We start from the raw sequence: 20,156 nt of genomic DNA on the forward strand, positions 1-20,156 counted from the left end.
AGCTTTGGAGCTGCCCCGGATACTATTATAAGACCGATTGACGCGGGGCTCGACGCGTTTGCGGCAAATAAGCTCGAGTGTGGACAGAGATGTGACGTTCTATTGAGTCGCTGACCCAATCGGTAGCGACCTGGTGATCCACGCAACCAATTCCGGTCGTTTCTGTCACTAAGAACTCGATATTCGCTATTTGCACCTCGAAAGTCGCATAATTGGCAGTGAGAAACTCAACGCGTTGTGAGGATGGCATAGAGAAGCAGTAGCCCCTTCTCTAGTCTCGCTACGGGAAAAATTCTGGAAAATGGGTCTGCTTGGCTGGACGCAGAACGCTGTGGTTATTCAGCCGGCATTTCTGAAGCCTCTCCAAGACAAACAGCTTGCCTTCGCGCACGCTGTCTTCGAGCGGCTTCGGCTTCGCCAGATGCGCCGCAATCGCGCTGGCCAGCATGCAACCTGTCCCGCGCATCGATGTGGCAAGGCGCGGTGCATCGAAGCGGATGGGTTCGTGCCCGGAGCGTAACAGAATATCGGTCGACCGGGTTCCCGACGCATGCCCACCCTTGATCAGCAGGGCTTGAGGGCCGGCGGCCAGCAGTCTTTTTCCTTGTTGGAGCGCTCCGTCCTCATCCACTGCCAGTTCGGAGCCACTAAGGAGCGCCAGTTCAGGGAGGTTGGGCGTGACAATGCAGCAAAGCGGCATAAGATCGCGCTTCATGGCAGCGATAGCGCCTGCTTGCAGAAGTGCGCGGCCTGAGGTGGAGGCCAGCACAGGGTCGAGTACTGCGGGGACATGCGGAAATTTGCGCAGCACTGCGGCAACGGCAACAATGATCTTGGCAGTCGCCAGCATGCCGATCTTGATTGTGGCCACGTCGTTGGCCTGCAGCGCGGCGCACATCTGATTGGCCACCAGGCTAGGTGGCGAATAATAGATTTCGATCACGGCGTCATGCGTTTGCACCGTTAGCGCTGTGACGGCGAGACAGGTGCGCACGCCAATGGCAGAGATCGTCTCGATATCGCGTGCAATTCCAGCACCGCCACTGGAGTCCGATCCACCGACGACAAGCACATGTGGTTCTCGCCTCAGCGCCATTGGTCCGTCTTTTCGATCCATTCTCGCGTGCGCGCCTCGGGGTCGTCGTTGAGCGTGATGTCGGTCACCACCGCCGCGCTGTCCGCGCCAGCCGCAAAGACACCGTCGAGCCGCTCAGGGTTGAGGCCACCAATGGCGACCAATTGAAACGGCGCGACCTGGCGCTTCCATTCGCTGATCCGTTCGACCCCTTGCGGCGCCCATTTCATCTTCTTCAGGATGGTCGGATAGATGGGTCCAAGCGCTATGTAGTCAGGCTCGGCGGCCATCGCCGTTTCCAGCTCCTGATGATCATGTGTGCTCAGTCCGAGCCTTACGCCGGCTGCCCGTATCGCCAAGAGGTCAGCGGTCTGCAAATCCTCCTGGCCGAGATGTATGAAGTCGCAGCCTTCCTCGATTGCCAGGCGCCAGTGGTCGTTGACGATGAGTTGGCACTGGTATCGAGCACACAAGGCCTTCGCGGTGCGGATCTCCGCGCGCAACCCAGCCTCATCCACGGTCTTGATGCGCAGTTGCAGAAGCCGGACTCCGAGTGGGACCAGCCGTTCGATCCAGGCAGCGCTGTCGACGATCAGATAAAAGGGATCGAGCTTCATGAAAAAACGGCCCTGCCGACCATCGGTGTCGATGGCACGGCGACGTCGCGCGGTTCGAGCATTCCCGAACTGAACGCCTCACGACCGGCGTCGACCGCCTTACCGAAAGCACGCGCCATGCCGACCGGATATGCCGCCTTGGCGACCGCTGTGTTCAGGAGCACGGCGTCAAAGCCGAGTTCCATGACGGTGGCCGCGTGCGACGGCCGTCCGAGCCCCGCATCCACAATCAGCGGGACGCCAGGGAAATATCCGCGCATCGAGCGCAGCGCCGTCATGTTGACCGGTCCCAAGGCGGAACCGATCGGTGCGCACCACGGCATCAGGACCTTGCAGCCCGTTTCCAGCAGCCGCTCGGCGACAACGAGATCGTCGGTGGTATAGGGGAATACCGCAAAGCCGTCCTCGCACAGGATGCGGGCGGCTTCAACCAGACCGAACACATCCGGCTGTAGCGTGTCGTGATTGCCGATCACTTCGAGCTTGATCCAGTTGGTGCCGAAGACCTCGCGCGCCATTTTCGCGGTGGTGACGGCTTCCTTGACGGAGAGGCAGCCGGCGGTATTGGGCAGGATTCTGGCGCCCAGCGAGCGGATCAACGACCAGAATTGTTCGCCGGCTCTACCGCCCGCCATCTCACGCCGCAACGAGACGGTCACCACCGACGTGCCCGACGCCTTGACTGCATCGGCAAGGATGGCCGGCGAAGGATATTGAGCGGTGCCGAGAAGCAGGCGCGACGAAAGCTCGGTTCCATAAAGCTCCAACATGCTAGCCGCCCTGCATGGGCGAGAGGATTTCGATCCGGTCGCCGTCGCTCAACTGGAACTCCGTGCGGTTGGCTTTGTGCACGAGGTCGCCGTTGACGGCGGTGGCGAGCCAATCGCCCTCATAGTCGAGCGCGGCAAGCAACTCGGCCAGCGTGGTGGCGGCAATCTCACGCGCCTCGCCGTTGACCATCAGTTTCATGAGCATGCTCCTTGGTTCTGTCTTGACTGAAAACCAGGCCGGCAGCCTGGCGCGCCATGGCGGGGGCGAGGAGAAAACCGTGACGATAAAGACCGTTGATCGCGATGATCTCACCGTCTGTTTCGACGCGTGGCAAATTGTCGGGAAATGCCGGACGGACACCCACACCGGTTTCAACGATCTCGGCCTCACCAAAGGCCGGATGGAGGGCATGGGCGGCGCCCAGCAGCTCCATCATGGAACGCGCCGTCACCGGTCCGGCGCTCTGGCTTTCAATCATCGTCGCTCCGATCATGAAACGGTGATCGGTGCGCGGCACGGCATAAAGCGGAAAGCGTGGATGAAGCAAACGGACCGGCCGCGACAGCGAGACATCAGGCGTGCGAAGGATCAGCATTTCGCCGCGAACACCGCGCAGCCTGTCATCGGCCGCTGCCATTCCCATGCAGTCTATCTGACGGGCGAAACCCGAAACAGGCCGGGCGTCGCAGCCGAAGTGGAATTTGACACCCATGGTCGCAAGGTTGTCATGAAGTGCCGCCATCGCCTGGCGTGGGTCGAGGTGAGCCTCGTTGGGGAAGAGCAATCCACGCCGGAAGCGGCCGGCGAGGTCGGGTTCCAGGAGCGCAATTTCGTTTTCATCGACGCGCCTATGCCCTGACGTGCGACTGGCGAACCGGTCAAGCTCACCGGCATCACGCGGCGCGGCCACGACCAATGTCCCGGCCCGTGTCACCTGACCCGACAGCACCGCATCCCACCAGTCGGCAGCGTCGCGTCCGAGATCCAGCACCGGCTGCTCCGCGCTTTCGCGCTCGCACCATGGCGCCAGCATGCCGCCGGCGAACCACGACGCGTTGCCGCCAAGGCCATGCCGCATCTCGGCGACTGTGACCGTCGCGCCGCGGGCGGCGAGTTCGAAAGCGACGGTGAGGCCGGCAACGCCGGCCCCTTTGACGAGCACCCTCATGATGGTTTGGGAGCCTCCGGCACGACCGGTACGCCAGTCTCGTCCGCCGGCATGTAGAGATCGCCGCCCTCCCGGTATTTTGCCGCCATTGCCGCCATGCCTTCCTTCTGAGCCTCGGCACGGATGTCGTGGGAAATGCGCATGGAGCAGAATTTCGGCCCGCACATCGAACAGAAATGTGCCAGCTTGTGCGCCTCCTTGGGCAAGGTCTGGTCGTGGAAGGACCGTGCGGTTTCGGGGTCGAGCGACAGGTTGAACTGGTCCTCCCAGCGGAACTCGAAGCGCGCGCGCGAAAGGGCATCATCCCTGGTTTTCGCTGCCGGATGGCCCTTCGCCAGATCGGCTGCATGGGCGGCTATCTTGTAAGTGATCACCCCAATCTTGACGTCGTTGCGGTCGGGAAGGCCGAGATGCTCTTTCGGCGTGACGTAGCAAAGCATTGCGGTGCCGAACCAGCCTATCATGGCGGCACCTATCCCTGAGGTGATGTGGTCATAGCCCGGCGCGATGTCGGTCGTCAGCGGCCCCAACGTGTAGAACGGCGCCTCACCGCACACTGCGAGCTGCTTGTCCATGTTCTGCCTGATCTTGTGCATGGGGACATGGCCCGGGCCTTCGATCATCACCTGGCAGTCCTTTGCCCAGGCAATCTTGGTGAGTTCTCCAAGTGTTTCCAGTTCGGCGAATTGCGCCGCGTCGTTCGCATCGGCGATTGAACCGGGACGAAGGCCGTCGCCGAGCGAGAAGGAAACGTCATAGGCTCTGGCGATGTCGCAGATCTCCTCGAAATGCTCGTAGAGGAAGCTCTCCCGGTGATGGTGCAGGCACCATTTGGCCATGATCGAGCCGCCGCGCGAGACGATGCCCGTGACCCGGTCGACGGTCAGCGGTATGTAGTGCAGCCGCACGCCGGCGTGGATGGTGAAATAGTCGACGCCTTGCTCGGCCTGCTCGATCAGCGTGTCGCGATAGACCTCCCAGTTGAGGTCCTCGGCGATGCCGCCGACCTTTTCGAGCGCCTGATAGAGCGGCACCGTGCCGATCGGCACCGGTGCATTGCGCACGATCCAGTCGCGGATGTTGTGGATGTTGCGGCCGGTCGACAGGTCCATCACCGTATCGGCGCCCCAGCGGATCGCCCACACCATCTTTTCGACCTCTTCGGCCATCGACGATGTGGCAGCCGAGTTACCGATGTTGGCGTTGATCTTCACCAGGAAATTTCGCCCGATGATCATCGGTTCGCTCTCGGGATGATTGATGTTGGCGGGAATGATTGCGCGTCCGCGCGCCACCTCGTCGCGCACGAATTCGGGTGTGACGAAATCTGGGATCGCCGCGCCGAAGGCTTCGCCGTCGCGTTGCAGCTTGCCGCGCATCACCTCGCGGCCGAGATTCTCGCGGATGGCTACGAACTCCATTTCTGGCGTGATGATGCCGGCGCGCGCATAGGCAAGTTGGGTCACCGCCTTGCCCTGCTTGGCCTTGAGCGGCCGATTGCGTATCGGAAATTCCGGTGTCAGGCGCTCGCCGGTGGCGAATCCATTGTCTTCCGGCCGGACGTGGCGGCCGTCATAGGCTTCGACATCGCAACGCGCCGTGACCCATTCGTGGCGAAGCCGGGCAAGGCCTTTTTCGATGCTGGTTTGGACTGATGGATCGGTGTAGGGGCCGGACGGATCGTAGACGGTGACGGGCGGTTCGCCGGCCGTCGGATGGACGGAAATCTCGCGCATCGGCACCCTGATCTGCGGGTAGAGGACGCCGGGCTTGTGGATTTTCCGCGAGGCGGGCAGTGGTCCCGTCGACACGGCGGGGGTGAGGGCATTCATCGTGAGGCTCCTTTGCTCATGCATTGGAGACCCAGTTCTGTGCCGGAAGGATGAAAAGACGCTTCTGTAGACCTGCTGCAGCAGGACCTCGGGCGTAAACTCCCGCAAAGCGCTTGCACCGTCCCTACGCCAGTATGAACTGGATCAGGTTCAACGGGTCACTGCGCCGCGAAAGCCAGCAGTATCTCAGCCCCTTACCGGGACTCCCCTGGTGAATGCCTCAAGTTGAATGGGCCGGTGCTGCTTTGTCAAGCGCCTTCGGGCGCCTTCGGGCGCCTTCGGCCGGTGGCGACGTCCGGCGGCCGGCCGAGCGGAGAGCTCGCGCATGCATCGGGGACAAGTCACGCCCCGTAGACCAGGGCTGGAATGGCCAAAGTCTCATTCGCTTCGTGAAGGATGGAAAAACTGTATCGGCCATGTGCGTCGAGATCGACCGAGTAGCTCAGGCGGTCACGGATGTGGTTATCCTGGTCGAAGGCGACGATTTGCGGCTTCAGCGAGGTGATTTGCACCACGTCCAGGTAGATGGAGTTGCAGATATGATCTGGTCGTCGGGCTGGCAGGTGCAAGCGGCCGCTCTATTCAGGATGCGGCATCGGCGGCGTTCCCGATACCAATGATATCTTGCGGGCAACTTATGCAATCACCGGCTTCGTAAAACCCGACGGCGGCGGCCGTGTCCTGGCGCTGAGGATGTGCCGCTGTTCCAGCAGAGAAATCGCGTGGGCGCGGAGTTTTCGCTCTGCGAGGAAGAGTTGACGCAATCGTTTAGCTTGCTTGCAGTTCGTAGAGACCCGCCTTTGAAAGCAACTAAGCTATTGCATTGATATGTTGGTGCGCGATCGATCGCTACATAGCCGGCCGCCATTATCCGAGTATTGATCCGCCGGTGTTCGTGTTGCCGTATATGGCAATCCCTGCGAGATCGTCGCGGCCGGATCGGCCGCACCCTCTAGTCATAAAAGGGGAAGCGACCGAGAATTCCGCTGCCGAAAACTTCTCTGGCTTGGCTATGCATGCGGTAGATGAGATCGCCGCCTACCGCGACCTGGTCGAGGAAGGCATCGACGCCCAGTTCGGACAGCCTGGTTATCGCAATGCGTTAGCGGCTCAGACTTGCGGTCTCGAGAGCGGCCTTTGGGGGTCACCTCTTTTTTGTTTCAGAGGTTGGAAGACGGCTGCTCGTTACCCAATAGAAATGGCGACTACGGAACGCGATCGATCGCGGCCATCAGGAAACACCTGTCTTCGGCTCAACCTCGACATGGCGTCCGATCGACCGCAGATATACAGCTATCTCGTCCATGAGATGATCGCGTTCGCCGTAGATCTCAGCAATCCTGCGCAGCTGTGGCTCGACGGACCTCCGTTGCGCCGGCGTCAAATCAGCATCGCCAAAGACATATCCCAAGTTGCCAATCGCGCAAATGTTGCAGCCGGCCTCCACAACTGCTTGCACGAATGCCGGAATGTCTTTTTCTTGCATAGTCTTCATGTCGAACCTCTCGTGAATGGCGTGCTTGCGCGCCCATGCTGCCTTTTCAGCGTGTCCTCTGGGCGGCGCAAGCCTTGAGCGTAATTGTGCCGGGCAACCTCGACTATCCCGTCTGCCACGCTCTTTAGAGTCGGTGGGGTCTGGTGATTGCAGGCTGGGCCACTCAAAAGCCTGCAAGAAGAAAGTCATGGCGACCATTGCTCAAGATCGCGAGGGTGCGTGCAAGACCTTCCGTTGGCAGTCATGCACGCTCACCCAGCAACTGGGTATTGAGCAACTGGGTCTCACGTCGCGGGTCTCGTGTGCTTCACAGCCGAAAATAAGGTACCACCGTGGCTATTCTCAAGTGCAGGCTACCTCTTCAGGACACGGCGGAGTGCCTTCCGACGCACCCCTGGTGCAACGTGCGACCTAACGAGACACATCTCGTTCGCGTTCCCTCGACCTTTCTTCGTATTGCTGCTTGCCCTGCGATTTCAGGCCCTCTGCTAGCTTCTCGGCCGCTCTTTGGCCTGCAATGTCACTATTCAAGATCATATCCGACATCCCTGGATGGTCATAACCGTAATGCGCATGCAGTTTCCCTCACGAGCAGCGCCTATCCGTCGATTAGTTCGTCTTCCGGAACCCGAAGCCCTTTTTATCCGGCGTACCTATCCACCATTCAACCGGTATACCTTTCCCAACTTTGGCGGACCATTTACCTCAGGCATGATCATCTCGCGTGACATTTTTTTTGGCGCCATCATCGCACGTGGCATTTTCTAAAAACCAAGACGTGTCAATTTGTAAAATCAAGGATGCGGCCGCGCCCGTTGCGAGGATTTGCAGGTAGCTCTTCAGCCCCAACACGATGTGTGAGGCGGCGGTGGAAAAGGCAACCGACGGCGTCGACGCGTCCTTTGATGATCGCAAGCGATATGCTTCGTCGCGAGCCCAGATTGCGGTCTCGGGCACAAGGCGAGATCACAGTTCTGCGATCTGTGGTAACGCGAGCCCGCAAAGCGCCGCTGCGGCCACCGCTTTTGGAATCTGGACGAGATTCGTCGTCGTCTGAGATCAGTTGATCGAGCAGTTCGCGCGCGCGGGACGCGCTTGCGGTGCAGTCTCTCCCGCGAGCTCGCCCGTGACCTTCTCATCGACGACATCCGAGAGCTGCGCGGACGGCCCTATGACCTCGTCGCTGTCGCCGGCGGCTGGAAGCACCTGACACGGCCGGCCTATGCCGATGCCATCCGCGCCTGCGGAAGCAGCGGGCGTGCCGTGGACCTGACGTGGTCGGACGTGCTGATGCTGATGTGCATCGGCACTTCCAGCCGATTACCCGCGCCGAATTGTCGTCGGTTTTCGGGAAGTAATCAGTCGCGACCTGATCGGCCATCTGCGGCACCGGCCTGATCGCGTCGAACCCGCGCAGTCCGACGCCCGGCGCTCCCTACACCTATGTGACGACAAAAGCGTCCTGCTCGAGTTCGGCCTCGACACGCTTCGCGATCTCCCGGACTGCGAGGCGCTCGAGGATGCCGGGCTGCTGAGCAGAGATGAGCTGCTTGCTGGTGAAATTATGCCAGAGTTGGCTAGTGGCCATGAGGATGCGGGTTTGGATACGGAGGAATAGCTTGGCGCTGCAGACGCTGTGGCCACCGGGCTTGCGAGTGCTTCCAGCTTTCCATAGCGAATCTAGCGCGCCCAAGGGCGTCCGAAATTTGTAGGCAAATTTCGGACATGGACACGGTCAGCGACGTCAAGCAGGCAGCGGTATGCGGCCTCTGCACCGCTGTCGCCCAAAAATTCGTGGCCATGGGCAAGCCCCACTTGAGACCCCAGAGAGAACGCTCGTGAGCGATGGAAACGGTTTTGGTCCAAAGCTTGATACAGATGGCCTGCAGATGGGTGTAGGGTTTCAAAGCGCTCGAAGACGCGCCTTCGCAGAGTTAAAAGTCCGCGACGAACTCGTGTGTCGTTTGTCGCCAACTGCAAATTCGATAGTTAGCGCAATTATACTGCGCCGAGTCTGCCATCTCGAGCCCCAAGGGTTTGTGAGGCCTCTCGGCTCACCACCGCCTTTGCTAACCGCCGTGATTCCAAAGACGCGTGCCTTTACGGAGGGGGTCAAACGGCCTATATTATTCTTTATAAGGAGAAGAATAATGGGCACACTTGCTCGCATCTACACCCCCGCAGAGGCAGCCGCCGTCAGCGGGATAGGAATCAAGGCCGTGCACAATGCGATCGACAAACGCATTGTCGATACTGTGCCAAGCACTGCTCGGCGCATCGGTGGGGTCGTCCGACGGGCATTGACCGGCGAGGATTTGCTGCGGCTCAAGCTTTGGTATGGCGTGGGTGCGACATTGCCCGCTGATCGTCGCTACCGCCTGTTCGAGGAAATCAAAGCTGCCCCAAGGGCCAAGACCGTAAGGGCCGACGACCTGCTGATCGTCGACGTCGCCGAGGCACGTAAACAGCTCAAAGCGCGCATCGTGGATCTTGATGAAGCGGAGGCCGCCATCGGCCGCGTTAAAGGGGTGATGGGCGGAGAGCCTGTCTTCAAAGGAACCCGCATCCCTGTTCGTATGATCACGACGATGCTAGCGCAGGGCGCAGATGAAGCGGAGGTTCTGGAGGGATATCCGAAGCTAACGCCGCGCGTGATTGAGCTCGCCAGAATGTGGGTCGCCGCGCACCCGGTTCGTGGGCGGCCTAAGAAGCTGGTCGAGCAGGGCGTGAAAATAAAGTCGTCGAAGCGCGTGGTTTTGAAGGGCGACCCAGGTCCGTCGGCCAGGTCGAGACGCGTGTGACCTCGTGAGGTTTCTGATCGATGAGTGCCTGCACACGTCTCTGGTTGCGGTAGCCCAAGAACGCGGACATGAAGCAAACCACGTCAACTGGCTTGGGCTAAGCGGCGAAACCGACTGGGACCTCATGCCGCTCATTATCGATGAGGATTTCACCTTCGTCACCAACAATGCTAAGGACTTCAGGAAGCTCTATGCCAAAGAACCGGTTCACGCCGGCCTGATTATCGTCGTCCCTCAGGTCGGGCCTGAAAAACAGAGAGAGCTCTTCGATGCTCTCCTCGAGGATCTTGGCCCAGAGGAATTCCTGATTAATGAAGTTATCGAAATCGAGATCGAAAACGGCATTGCAATCGTAACACGATACGATCTGCCGTCGCCCTAGCTGAGGCTGCGCGATCTCCGCTTATGACCGACCCGGTTGCCAGTCGCTCATCTGCAAAATGTTACCGCCGAGTTTTGCAAACGCGCGTTGGCGGCAGGAGAAAACGAGAATCTGCTGATCGTGTGATTGACGATGCAAAGCGTCGAACATGCGCTCGATGCGGTCGTCATCGGAATAAACCAAAGCGTCATCCAGGATAACCGGTGTGGGTCGGCCGTCGCGGGCAAGCAAACGGGCGAAGGCCAGACGTGTCAGAACCGAAAGCTGTTCTCGCATGCCGCCACTCAACCTATCGACATCCTCATCCTGACCATTGCGGCGAACGGTCTGTGGCAACAGTGTGTTCTCGTCGAACACTATGGAGATGTCATCGAATAGCAATCCAAGCAGCGGTCGCAGCTCGGACATGACCGGCTTCAGATAAAGATCGCGTGCCGTCGAGCGCGCAGCGACCAGCGTCGTGCGCAGCCGGTCGAGGACGGCTTTTTCGAATTCGAAGCGTCTCGCTCGCTCTCCAGCGATTTCCAATTTTTCTGTGGCCTCGCGCAAAGCTTCTTCCACCGCGTCGTCGGACCGAGTGCGAATATGGCCATTGAGATCGGCCAGGGTTACACGCAACTGACTTGCTTCCTGTGTGGCGGCATCCTGAACCGAACGGGCGCGGCGCAGAACGGCTTCAGCGCTGGTGAGATCGCGAGCGCCGTCGCGCAGGGGAGCAGCGCGCATTTCGGCCGCTTCGCGCAGCTTTTGTCGTGCGGTGGCCTCGGTGAGCAGCAAGCGCCCCTTTTCCTCGCGCGCTGCATCGGGTCCCAATATGACCTCGAGGCTGGTCAGTTCCGCCTGGATGGTGACATAAGCCGTCTCCGCAGCCATGACAGCCTCGTCGGCATGGCTGCGCAAAGGCAAGGCCTCGCGCACGCTGTTGCGTGTTGTCGCCACACGCTGCTCGGCTGCGGCATGATGTTGCCGGATCTGTTCTGGATCGACTTTGAGTTCGAGGTCCCCGGCCCCGAGGGCACTCAGACGAGCAAGCTCCTCGTGTAATTGCTGTATCCCCTTGGGCGCGAGATCGGCAAGTCGCTGACGCGCCAAGCCCAGTTCGGTAGCTTTGTCGCGCGCTTCCACTAGGCGCTGGCGTGCCGTCCTGAGGCTATCGACACCGAGGGACGCAAGCAGGCTGCGGTGCTTCGCTTCGGCGTCTTCGATGGTCCGGTCGGCCTGCTGCGGCCGATTCGATCGCAGGGTCAAGGCTCCGATGCCGGCAATATCCAGGCGTACGGTGCCAGCAAAGCTTTGGTCTTCTGCATGGGGCAAGGGCTTGGCATCGATGGTCACCAAATCGGCGGCGCCGTCCCGGTATTCCATGCATAGCGTCGGCAGGGTTGCCAGGTGAGCTGCACGAAGGCTGGCGATCTCGATTTCGAGCGCCTGGAGTTGCTCGACAGCTTGTTCCGGCACCGCCAGCATCGCCAGTGCTGCCTCTCCATCTTCGATCTGGGTTCTGGCGACTTCGGCTTGTTTCAACCGGTTGTCCGAGCCGGCCAGTTGTTCGGCAGCGTCACGCGCCAAAAGAGTCGCATCCAGCCGCGCGAGCAATTCGCGTGCTTCGCGCTCTTCCAGTTCGGCTGCTTGAACTTCGCCCATCGCTTGTTCGTTTTCGGCAATGGCAGAAGCGCGCCGATCGAGAACCTCACTGCGGCGAAGCTGCGCAATCGTCGACTGCTGGCGCAAATCCGTGGCTCGTTTGAGCGCGGTCCGAAAACTATCGAGGGCCTGCTGCGCCGCGTCGTGGTGAATTGCGGCAAGGGCAGCTTCCGCCTCGGCGGCTTTCAAGGCTTCGCTGTGCGATTTGGCGGCCTCGACTGCGGCTTCCGCGGCCGAGATGGCTTCCCGCCGAGTGGCGCCTTCTTCGGGGTTTTCAAGCTCAGACAGACGCGCCAACGCCATGCGCCGCTTGTCGAGCGAATCGCGCAGACCGGTGACTTCGGCGCTGAGACGCTGCTCGTCTTTCACCAGCTTGTCACGCTCGTCGAGCGCTGCCGCATAGAGACCGCCGCTCTTGGGACGCAGCGTTGACGTAACCAGGCTATAGAGTTCTTCTTCACATGCCGCGGCGATTTCGGCCATGCGTCGCCCGCCGGTCAGGGCTTCAACTTCCCCTGAACCGAGGACAGTAGGCTTTCGCGCACGCGTTTTTCGCCGTCCTCCTCGCTTTTGCTGCGCCTTTCGATGCCGGTGACCCCTTGGCGAACCCAGAGCAATCCTGCCGGTCCTGCGCTTCCGCCATGGATTAGTTTGCCGATAAAGGCTTCGGCCTCATCGGCTTGAGCCAACAGTCGCCCGCCGTCGAGGTCAATAACGCTGGCCAGCCTGCCGCCATAAAACTGCTTGGCAAGTCGATAGCGTCCTTCTGAAGTGGTGATGTCGGCCTCCACCACCGGATTGCCCCCACTGTAAGGCCGCAACAGTCGCACGCCTTCGGGTGTGCCCGTGTGAGGCTGGAAAAAGAGTGCGTGCAGCGCTTCGAAGAAGGTTGATTTGCCGAACTCATTGACCGCGCAAAGCACGTTGACGCCGTCGCCGATGTTTTCGATGGCGACGCCTTGCCCGGCGAACCGTTTGACGTTGTGGAGCCGAAGGGCCGTAAGTTTCATGATCCCATCGCCTCGCAATAGCTGAACAACCGAACCAGTGCTTCTCGCGATATGTCGCGTTCGACAGCCGACCGGGTTTCGTCGCTGCTTTCATCCAACAGTGCCTGCGCTGCCTCGCGAAGGGCACCAGAGCGGTCGATCCGATCCAAATCGCCACTTTCGCAGTCGGTCGCGAGCCCGTCCCCGTCCAGTTCCAGATAGGCGAAGTCGGGCGCGGCTACCGCGATCGCCGCTTGAAGGATCGTTCGCCCACTTAACCGCACCCGGCCAGACGCGGCAATTCGCAGCAAAGTCTGACGCCGCAGATGAGCCGGTGGAAGCAACGCTTCAAATGCCGCGGCGCTGTCGTCGCCAGACAGCAGATGCAGGGGAGCGGTTTTCCAGGAAAAGCTAGCTGTTTCAACGGCCACGATCTCGGGCACGGCGCCAGGCCCGGCAATGGAAACGACAAGGGCCTGACCGGGTGTATCATGCTTGAAACGGTCAGGTTCGGGCGCACCGCTATAACGGCTGCGCTCATTGATGGTGACGGGTCCGTGCCAGTCGCCAAGTGCCAGATAATCGAGGCCGGCCTTAGTCGCGCGATCTGGTGCAATGACATCGGACGCTGCTGAATCTTCGGAAAAGTTCTGAATAGCGCCATGAGCAAGGCCGAGCCGGATGGCGCCTTGCGGCGTCGCGGCGCTGTTCATCCACTCGGTAAGGTCGCGACCGGGTCTGCGGGTGGTGCAAGGTGCAGGCAGCAGCGCCACGTCCGCGCCAATGGTCAGGGTTTCGGGCCGCGTCGCCAGCAGGACATTGTCCGGCACAACGCTGTCCGCTGCACTCCACAATTGATCAGCCAACAGGGAATCATGGTTGCCAGGCAGCAATATCCAGCGCAGAGGCGCGCTCTGGCTCATCTCGGCCATGGCCTGCCGCAACATCGCTGGAGTGGGCGTTTCGGTATCGAACGTATCGCCGGCCAGAAGTATGGTGGATGCACCATGGACGCGTGCCTGCTCTGCCAGCCGGCTGATCGCGCCATGGCGCGCTTCACGGAGCCGCCCGCGCAGATCCTCTGGCATGTTGCCGAACCGCTTGCCGATATGAAGATCGGAGCTGTGGATGAATCGAAACATGGAGTCTCCGAGACTATGTCGATGCCAGGTTGCGCTGGGCGCGATCGATGGCTTCATCCAGCCGGGAGCGTGAAATCGCCGCAAGTCGCTCGACACCGAGCAGACGTGCAAGGTCGAGAGCGGGGTCGGACTGTTCCAGAATGTCCTCGTTCGCAACGACGACAGCGGCCAGCTCGGCGATTGGAATGTCGGCAATGGACCGGCGGGCATCGGCATCGAACGGCATGCGATAATCAAGCAGGTCGACCACCGTCCCTCTCTTCCATAGGAAGCTGCCGCTGGATTCTTCAGTTCTATCGAACTCGCGCAGATGCAGGTCGATCCGCTCCCGAATCTTGTTGCCCGTTCTGAGCCAGCCATGCGCCCGTGCGATGCGCTGCGCAAGGACGTCATCTCGCAGAGGTCCTTCCTGCTCGATCACCGCGTCGACCATGGACCGCAGCGTGCCTCGGTAGACGAAGTCATAAAACTGATCCGGGCTGGTGGAAAATCCGGTTAGATCAGTCAGGCGATAACGGCCGCCCGTCGGTACGGTATCATGCGTCGAATGCGCGGCCGCAGGCAAAATTCCTGCAGATGCCGATGGGCGCTCTCCCGTCGCGAGGGGAGCGGCGACAAGTTCTGGCTCTGATTTTATCGACGGATGTTCCGGTTCGCCGGCCGATGCTAGGTCTTCGGCTGGCAATGGGTCCATGGGGTCGACCTTATGTCCCATGTCCCAATGGATCGCGGCTTCACTTTCCTGTTGTTCAGCCTGTTTGCGACGGCTTTCCTCGAGCAGCGCGGCCAGGCTGGCATGAAGCCTCTCGGTGCAACCTTCGAGATCAAACCACCAATCGGTTGACCATACCCGGACAATGTTCCACCCGAGGCCGCGCAGGACCTGCTCGCGGACCTTGTCTCGATCTCGCGCCGTGGCAGAACTGTGATAGGTCGCGCCGTCGCATTCGACCCCAGCCAGATAGGCGCCGGCGAGATCGGGATGCCGGATCCCTATATCCACTCGAAAGCCCGAAATGCCGACTTGAGGAACGATGGTCCATCCGCGCTTCTCAAGCTCGGCAGCGACGGCCTCCTCGAAAGGGGATTCCAGGGCTCCGACCGATCCGCGTTCCTGCGCTGGCAATGCCACAGCGCCGCGTTCGGCAAAATCGAGAAAGGCTTTGAGATGCTGTACGCCGATCGCTTTGGTTCGGTTGGGGTCGATCTGGTCGGCGGCAAAACCTGAAAATACGATCAGTTCCTGCCGCGCACGCGTCACCGCGACATTCAGCCGGCGTTCGCCGCCGTCCCGATTCAGCGCGCCGAAATCCATGCTGCGCTTGCCGGCATTATCTTGCGAAAAGGTGATCGAAAACAGGATTATGTCACGCTCGTCCCCTTGGACATTTTCCAGATTCTTGACGATGGCGGGCTCAATACGCTCGTCGGCAAAGAACCATTCAAGCTCCGGCTCTGTCTGGCGTGCCTTGTCGAAAAGGTCGAGGATGAGCGACTGCTGTTGCGCGTTGAAAGTGATGACTCCGAGCGTGGGTCGGTCCTTTTCCGGTAGGGCCAGCCAACGCCGCATCCTGCTGACCGCCTCGTCGGTTACCGCTTGGGCTTCGATTCGATTGGTGCGGCTTTTGCCACGGTCATAGATGCCGGTCGTGATTTTTCGCAGCTGAACTGCCCGATCTTCCACCGTTGGCGAAGGGAATGTGATGAGCCGGTTCTGATAGTAGTGATGGTTGGAAAAGGCGATCAGCGACTCATTGCGGCTACGATAATGCCAGCGCAGGTCACGTACCGGGATGCCGGCCGCTTTGGCTTCGTCGAGAATGCTCTCAAGATCCTTTTCGTGTTCGACGACTTCCTCGTCCTCCTCGTTGCGGCCAAAGAAATTGGTGGGCGGCAACTGCTTGGGATCGCCTACGATTATGGTTTGATGGGCTCGCGCGATGGCACCGACGGCGTCCCAGGTGGTGATCTGCGATGCTTCGTCGAAAATCACCACGTCGAACAGGGCTTGGTCGGGCGGTAGATATTGAGCGATTGAAAGAGGGGACATCAGCATGCACGGCGCGAGCTTGGCAAAGCTCGTCGGCATCGCGCCAATCATCTCGCGGATTGACCGGCTGGGCCGCTGCAATTCCATCTGATGGCGCAACAGGCCCAACTCGGAATTGCGCGGGACGCCTTGCACAGCCGGCAAACCATGAGCGATGGCACTGATGACGCGAAGGCTTGCTTGAGCGCGGACAAGATCGTCGATTTCCCGGAAATCTTCGATGGCGTGCTCGTGCTGGAAGCGACGGAAATTCCGCAGCACCGGATCGGCATCCAGCGTGGCCGGCAGCCACCAGCGTACATAGGCCAGGCGGAACGCGGATTGAGCTTCAGCTGGTCGCACTAGACCCGCCTCGATATCGTCGACCAACGCTCCCAGATTGTGACTGACAGCCCTGCGACGAATGCCGCACCACGAAGTCCAGTCCCGGAGAAGATGACGGGCGTCGAGCAAGTCTCCCATCGCAGTCGTCAATTCGGTCAGCGGGTTATCATGTTCTGCCCAAGAAGGCGTCTTTCCAGCAGGGATCGCAAATTGGGTCTTGGCAGCCTCGAATGCTGCAGAAGCCGCAAGGAAGCGGGCTGCCCCATAGCGCATCGTGCTATCTGCTGCACCGCTTCGCAGGCTCGGGGCGGTTGCTTGCAGGAGCGCTTTGAAATCCTCCGTGCCGAGGCCGGGCAGGCGTAGCGTCTGTCGAAGCCTTTCGGCCATCGAGAGTATCTGATCGATACGGTGGGTGTCGGTATCAAGTGCGGCAAATCCGATCGGCTTCCCAGATAGGATGTTGGCTTCGACAGTGGCCCGGCGGTCCTGCATCAGGCGCAACAGCAGCAAGTCGTGCTGAGGATCGGCTACCCCCTCTGTGACATAGCCTTGAAGCAGCTTCTGGACTTTGCGTTTGCCCAACTGACTGTTTGGCCAGAATGCAGAAGCGGCCTGCTGCCATTGCTGCTCTATGTCCTCCACCCGTATGCGCGCAACGGCAGCCTCGTCATAGCGGGCCGACAGGTCCTTGCGAGACTTGCGATAGTCTCCGATTGCCTCATTGAGAGTGGCGAGGGCTCCCCGCAACTGGGCGAAATCTCGATCAAAGACAATGCTGACGTCATAGCCGGCACTGTCCTGGAGTGCCGCTGCTAGTTTTCGCAGCGCTTCGAGCTCCGCTTTTGACGCGTCGCCTTTGGCGCGCAGGCCGATGCTCACCAGGAAGGCGTCGAGTGCGGTCGCTAGAACCTCGGACGCATTCTTGAGGGTCTTTGCCCCTTCGAGCAAATTGTCCTGCCAGCCTGACGTCCACTCGGTGACATCTATAAGACGCAAGACCGACCGCATCTCCACCGACTGAAATGCGAGACCTGTTTCGGCGGCAATATGCTCCAGCGCCAGCCGGTTTGCCTCGTCATGGGAATCGCGCGATGGCCAGGACAATCTCGGAGCGTGCTGCCGCTTGTTCTTGAGAGCGATGCCGAGCGCCAGATAAGGCGTCAGACCATTGACATGGTGCCGATGCAGCGCTTCGACATAGGCATTCAGTTCGTCGCGACGGACGCGAAGCCGCTCGTTGATCGCAATCCACTCCGCTGCGTCCACGCGCACGCCGCTTTCCCAGCTGATCCTGAGCTGGGTGAGAAAGTTGCGTCGGTCCGCCTTGCTGGAATGGAGTTCGAGACAATGCGCGCCCAGGCCATGTTCGCGCAGGCGGCGATACACCACATCGAGCGCCGCCGTCTTCTCGGCCACAAACAGCACGGTTTTGCCAACTGAAAGACAGTTGGCAATCATGTTGGCAATGGTCTGGCTCTTGCCAGTGCCGGGAGGACCGATGATGACAAAATCGCGACCCTCAGCGGCGGCAAGACTTGCGGCGGTCTGTGAGGAGTCGGCCGGCAGCAGCAAAACCATGTCGGACGGGGCATAGTGCCGGTCGAGTTCGCGCTCGTCGCGGAATGATGCGCCATTGCCCTCGAAAGCTATCTCCGGCGTGTCGATCAGATGGCGCACGACACGGTTTTCGCGCAGCGCATCGGTACGCTCGACCAGATCCTTCCACATGAGAAACTTGGCGAAGGAAAAGGTCGACAGCGCCGTCTCGTCCACCACCTCCATGCCGGGGACGTCGCGCACTGCCTGGCGCATAAGACCGAGCAGCCTCGGCACATCAACGCCGCTTTCGTCCTCGGGCAGCTCACCGGAAAACTGTGGCAGTTTGAGCTCGAAGTCGCGTTCGAGAAACTGCAACAAGGTTGCGTTGAATCGCGGTTCATCTTCATGGAAGCGCAAGGTAAAATGCGATGTTGCGCTGCGGCGCTCGATTTTGACCGGTACGAGCAGCAATGGCGCGCGATAGCTGCGCTCGTCCTCGGCCTTCTTCTTCCAGCGCAGGAAGCCGACCGCCAGGAAGAGCGTATTCGCGCCGCCCTCGGCAAAATCGTTGCGCACTTGCCGGTAAAGATCGATCAGCCGGGATTCCAATTGACGCCCATCGAGCGTCGACGGGAGCTCGTCGCGCAGAAGCGCTTCCGCGGCAAAGCCACGCTGGAGGTCACGTCCGTGCACCTCGCGATAGAGGACAGCATCCCGCTCGCCCAGTGGATTCTGTTCGGGGAGCGAAATCAGCCGGATCGAAGCGCCTGCCATCAGACGGTCCTCGAGGTAGCCGACGTCAGTACAAAGAAACGGAATTGTCTTCTTGGAGTCCGGAAAATTGAGCAGGCGGTTCCGCAGTGTCAAATCGAGGAGCTTTTTCTGCCAGCGGTCGATCCGTCCGGCCGCTGTCGTCGGCTTTACCTCGACGATCTCGACCGGCAGGGCTACCACGGCCGGTGCGGCTGGCAACGGCAACGCGATTTCGGTTGCCGCCTCTGCATCCACGCTGCGGCGCGTCGGTTCGTGCGAAGCAAGCGGTGTGATGCCGCCGCTGCGCGAGCGGCGTATATCGATGGCTGCGACAAAGGTGGCTACCTGCGTTTCGTCGAGCCGCTGTTCGATTGCGTGTTGGGCAGCCTCCAACGTCATCGCCGGCCGATGCGTCACGCCTGTCGTCTCAAACACGATGAGTTCGCGCGATGCCAGCGCCTTGCGGACCTCCATGGCATCGGGTTCAATGGCGTTGGCGAGCGTCCTTTGTGTCATCCAGACGCCGACGGCCGCGTGTCCCTGAAACATCAAAACGACGGGATGCAAGCCCGTCGCCTCCAGGGCGGACGCGAATAACAGACTGGTATCGAGACAGGTTGCCAGCTTTTCTGCCGTAATAATTGAGGGACGTCGAATTTTTTGGCCGCGGCTTTCGAAGCTCGCAGGTGGCTCTGCATAATGCAGCGATAGGCCAGCAATGGCCGAATAAATTGCGGCCGCCAGCATGAATGCGCGTTGCGGATTGCCGCTTTGATAGCCATCGAGGCTGGAAGGATGACCATGCGCTGCGAGCAGCTCCGCTGCGGAACGCAGCAGTCCTGCGATCGCCGGGTCGTTCGGCATGACGAATGCGGCGAGCAATTGCGCCATATCGACGACGCCACCCCATTCGTCGCGGGCAAGCAGGCGCACCGCAACGCGCTGCTCGGCCAGCACTGCGCCTCCTGAGGTTAGGCGCAACGTTATCTCCCCGCGCTCAGCCTCGTTGAGACCGGCCAGATAGCCGGCGTCGAGATCGATTTTTCGATCGCTTAAGGGAAGCCGGTCGCCAGCAACGATCCGATCAATTGTCCAGCTTTTGGCGCGCAAAAAAGGGGGGTTCGATGTCAGCTCGAGAGTGCATTTTTCGAAACCCTGCTGGGTCGGGTTGTTGAGCGCGATAGACCGGATCACCGGAATAGCATTTTGGAAGGACGCATATGTAAAGCTGGCGGCGATGTCCGCCACGACTTCTATTACGGGCGCGGCTGATATACCGGCAGCATCGCCAGTCTCCGAACTCGTTTCCATACCCCATCCCCTATTTTCATTTACGATAGAACTTTGCCGCCAGAATTTGAAAGTAAATTCTCGGTATGGTCGCCGCTTATGTCCAGCAGCATAGATTTCTAAAAGTGTTACCGCCCAGATAACGGTCGAAATGGAGACAGGCGATAATCGGTCGTCACGATTGGAGGGGATCCAAAAGTCGCGGAAATCGGAGCGCCGGCGCACGCTGCTGAAACCCAAGACGGGCAGGACGTCATCCGCAAATGTGTGGCGGTCCGGGCGCC

13 protein-coding genes, 2 pseudogenes and 1 riboswitch are annotated in these 20,156 nt (G+C 60.3%); of the genes and pseudogenes, 3 read left to right on the forward strand and 12 right to left on the reverse strand.

Features of this window, described 5'->3' with window-relative positions:
- Positions 1 to 280: 280 nt before the first annotated feature.
- The 9 genes from EJ073_RS21935 to EJ073_RS21975 all read right to left on the reverse strand — a co-directional run bounded on the left by EJ073_RS21935 (position 281) and on the right by EJ073_RS21975 (position 7,915).
- Positions 281 to 1,096: a hydroxymethylpyrimidine/phosphomethylpyrimidine kinase gene (locus EJ073_RS21935; RefSeq protein WP_126057617.1), complete on the reverse strand. Its 816-nt coding sequence runs from the start codon at positions 1,094 to 1,096 to the stop codon at positions 281 to 283.
- On the reverse strand, positions 1,087 to 1,692 hold the full coding sequence (locus EJ073_RS21940; protein ID WP_126057618.1) for a thiamine phosphate synthase: 606 nt from the start codon (positions 1,690 to 1,692) through the stop codon (positions 1,087 to 1,089). Before EJ073_RS21940 ends, EJ073_RS21935 begins: the two co-directional genes overlap by 10 nt.
- A complete protein-coding gene (locus EJ073_RS21945) occupies positions 1,689 to 2,462 on the reverse strand; it encodes a thiazole synthase (RefSeq protein ID WP_126057619.1) in 774 nt (257 codons plus the stop codon). The genes EJ073_RS21940 and EJ073_RS21945 overlap by 4 nt, the downstream gene beginning before the upstream one ends.
- A gap of 1 nt (position 2,463) precedes the next feature.
- Positions 2,464 to 2,661, reverse strand: a complete 198-nt coding sequence (thiS, locus tag EJ073_RS21950; RefSeq protein ID WP_126057620.1) for a sulfur carrier protein ThiS — start codon at positions 2,659 to 2,661, stop codon at positions 2,464 to 2,466.
- A complete protein-coding gene (gene thiO / locus EJ073_RS21955; protein ID WP_126057621.1) occupies positions 2,630 to 3,631 on the reverse strand; it encodes a glycine oxidase ThiO in 1,002 nt (333 codons plus the stop codon). Before thiO ends, thiS begins: the two co-directional genes overlap by 32 nt.
- Complete coding sequence (gene thiC, locus EJ073_RS21960; protein WP_126057622.1) at positions 3,628 to 5,463, reverse strand: phosphomethylpyrimidine synthase ThiC; 1,836 nt, start codon at positions 5,461 to 5,463, stop codon at positions 3,628 to 3,630. Before thiC ends, thiO begins: the two co-directional genes overlap by 4 nt.
- A gap of 103 nt (positions 5,464 to 5,566) precedes the next feature.
- A riboswitch (TPP riboswitch) is annotated at positions 5,567 to 5,683 on the reverse strand.
- A gap of 121 nt (positions 5,684 to 5,804) precedes the next feature.
- Complete coding sequence (locus EJ073_RS21965; protein WP_245454713.1) at positions 5,805 to 6,032, reverse strand: hypothetical protein; 228 nt, start codon at positions 6,030 to 6,032, stop codon at positions 5,805 to 5,807.
- A gap of 662 nt (positions 6,033 to 6,694) precedes the next feature.
- Positions 6,695 to 7,147, reverse strand: a complete 453-nt coding sequence (locus EJ073_RS32960) for a hypothetical protein (protein ID WP_348627213.1) — start codon at positions 7,145 to 7,147, stop codon at positions 6,695 to 6,697.
- Positions 7,148 to 7,663: 516 nt separating this feature from the next.
- A complete protein-coding gene (locus EJ073_RS21975; RefSeq protein ID WP_126057623.1) occupies positions 7,664 to 7,915 on the reverse strand; it encodes a hypothetical protein in 252 nt (83 codons plus the stop codon).
- Between the two features lie 138 nt (positions 7,916 to 8,053).
- On the opposite strand from EJ073_RS21975, the pseudogene EJ073_RS32280 reads away from it, so the two are divergent.
- The 3 genes and pseudogenes from EJ073_RS32280 to EJ073_RS21990 all read left to right on the forward strand — a co-directional run bounded on the left by EJ073_RS32280 (position 8,054) and on the right by EJ073_RS21990 (position 10,141).
- Positions 8,054 to 8,576 (forward strand): annotated as a pseudogene (locus EJ073_RS32280) (SMC-Scp complex subunit ScpB).
- Between the two features lie 532 nt (positions 8,577 to 9,108).
- Entirely contained in the window at positions 9,109 to 9,759 is a 651-nt protein-coding gene (locus EJ073_RS21985; RefSeq protein ID WP_126057624.1) for a DUF433 domain-containing protein, read from the forward strand.
- A 4-nt stretch (positions 9,760 to 9,763) separates the two neighbouring features.
- Positions 9,764 to 10,141, forward strand: a complete 378-nt coding sequence (locus EJ073_RS21990; RefSeq protein WP_126057625.1) for a DUF5615 family PIN-like protein — start codon at positions 9,764 to 9,766, stop codon at positions 10,139 to 10,141.
- 21 nt (positions 10,142 to 10,162) lie between these two features.
- Here EJ073_RS21990 and EJ073_RS21995 read toward each other — a convergent pair.
- From EJ073_RS21995 to EJ073_RS22005, 3 genes and pseudogenes are all read right to left on the reverse strand, one after another.
- A pseudogene (locus EJ073_RS21995) lies at positions 10,163 to 12,795 on the reverse strand (DNA-binding protein).
- Entirely contained in the window at positions 12,792 to 13,916 is a 1,125-nt protein-coding gene (locus EJ073_RS22000) for a DNA repair exonuclease (RefSeq protein ID WP_126057626.1), read from the reverse strand. Before EJ073_RS22000 ends, EJ073_RS21995 begins: the two are co-directional and overlap by 4 nt.
- Positions 13,917 to 13,929: 13 nt before the next feature.
- The gene (locus tag EJ073_RS22005; protein WP_126057627.1) at positions 13,930 to 19,893 is read right to left on the reverse strand and encodes a DUF3320 domain-containing protein; all 5,964 of its coding nucleotides are present in this window, start codon (positions 19,891 to 19,893) and stop codon (positions 13,930 to 13,932) included.
- Positions 19,894 to 20,156: the final 263 nt, after the last annotated feature.

Source organism: Mesorhizobium sp. M4B.F.Ca.ET.058.02.1.1, from assembly GCF_003952505.1.
GTDB lineage: Bacteria > Pseudomonadota > Alphaproteobacteria > Rhizobiales > Rhizobiaceae > Mesorhizobium.